This window comes from Promicromonospora kroppenstedtii DSM 19349 (genome assembly GCF_000515355.1).
Classification (GTDB): domain Bacteria; phylum Actinomycetota; class Actinomycetes; order Actinomycetales; family Cellulomonadaceae; genus Promicromonospora; species Promicromonospora kroppenstedtii.
The window spans coordinates 155,408-156,693 of record NZ_KI911656.1 but is presented as its reverse complement, the minus strand read 5'-3'; the positions used below and the strand labels follow the sequence as shown (position 1 = coordinate 156,693).

The following is a 1,286-nucleotide window of genomic DNA, read 5'->3' as shown; positions in this document are numbered from 1 at the left end:
GCCCTGCAGCGGCTGGAGGCCGCGGCCGCGACGGCACTGCAGCCGCCGGTGCACGGGTTCCGGCCGGCGCTGAACTTCCACGTGGAGCTGGCGGCGGCGTCGGGCAACGGGCTGCTGCGCGAGACGGTGGAGGCGCTGCTGCACGTGCGGGCCACGGAACAGACGGAGATCCGGTTCCGGTACGACGACCGGCAGCGCGACCACGCGGAGCACCTGGAGATCCTGGCCGCGGTGCGCGACGGCGACGGCGCGGCCGCGGAGCACCTCACGCGGGCGCACCTGACCACGATCCGGGAGTCGCTGGAGGCGGCGGACTTCGGGGAGGTGGCTCCGTGAGCGCCCCGTTCCGCCTGGCGGAGATGACGACGACGGAGGCGGCGGACGCCGTCGCGCGGGGCACGGTCGTGGTGATCCCGGCCGGGGCGCTGGAGCAGCACGGCCCGGGCATGGCGCTGGGGACCGACCTGGTGCGGGCCGAGGGCGTCGTGGCCCAGGTCGCCGCGAACCTGCCCGGCCGGGTGGTGGTGGGCCCGTCGATCCCCGTGGGGGTCTCGCCGCACCACATGGCGTTCGCGGGCACGGTCACCCTGACGACGACGACGTTCGCCGCCGTCGTGCGGGAGTACGTGACCAGCCTGCACCGGCACGGCTGGACCCGGTTCCTCGTGGTCACCGGGCACGGGGGCAACAACGCCACGCTGACCACGGTGGCGCAGGACCTGCTGGTGTCCCACCCCGGCGTCCAGCTCGCCTGGTCGCCGCTGACGACGCTCGCGGGCGACGCCGTGGCCGCCATGGCGCCGAGCGCCGTGCACGGGCACTCCGGCGAGGCCGAGACCGCGCAGATGCTGCACCTCGCGCCGCACCTGGTGCACACCGACCGCCTGGAGGCGGGCACCACCAGCCCGGACCAGCTCGACGACGTCTCCCGCACGGCGCGTCGCCACGCGCAGCCCGCCCTGACCCTGCCGTACGACCGGCTCAGCCCCAACGGCGTGCTCGGCGACCCGCGCCGCGCCACCGCCGAGGACGGCGCGGCGATCGTGAAGGCGATCGTCGACCGCATCACGACCTTCTTGACGGAGTGGCCGCCCGCGTAGCGCCGGCACACCACCGCACAGCAGAGCAACCCCACCGCACGCACCTGGCCCGCCAGGTGTCCGCTCCGCCATGCCCGCAGCCGCGGGCCGGCGCCCAGAAAGGACTCGCATGTCAACGACGACAGCAGCACCCCGCCCCGTACCGGAGGGCCGACGGCGGCCCGCCCGGCGCGTGGCGCTCCTCGC

The 1,286-nt window shown here is 75.8% G+C and carries 2 protein-coding genes; both read left to right on the top strand.

Translation table 11 applies throughout. From position 1 onward, the window contains the following. The coding region (locus tag PROKR_RS11505; protein ID WP_157602019.1) for a FadR/GntR family transcriptional regulator at nucleotides 1-336 on the top strand (336 nt) is incomplete at its 5' end. Next, the gene (locus tag PROKR_RS11500; RefSeq protein WP_211240108.1) at nucleotides 333-1,100 is read left to right on the top strand and encodes a creatininase family protein; all 768 of its coding nucleotides are present in this window, start codon (nucleotides 333-335) and stop codon (nucleotides 1,098-1,100) included. The genes PROKR_RS11505 and PROKR_RS11500, both read left to right, overlap by 4 nt. Nucleotides 1,101-1,286 lie beyond the last annotated feature (186 nt).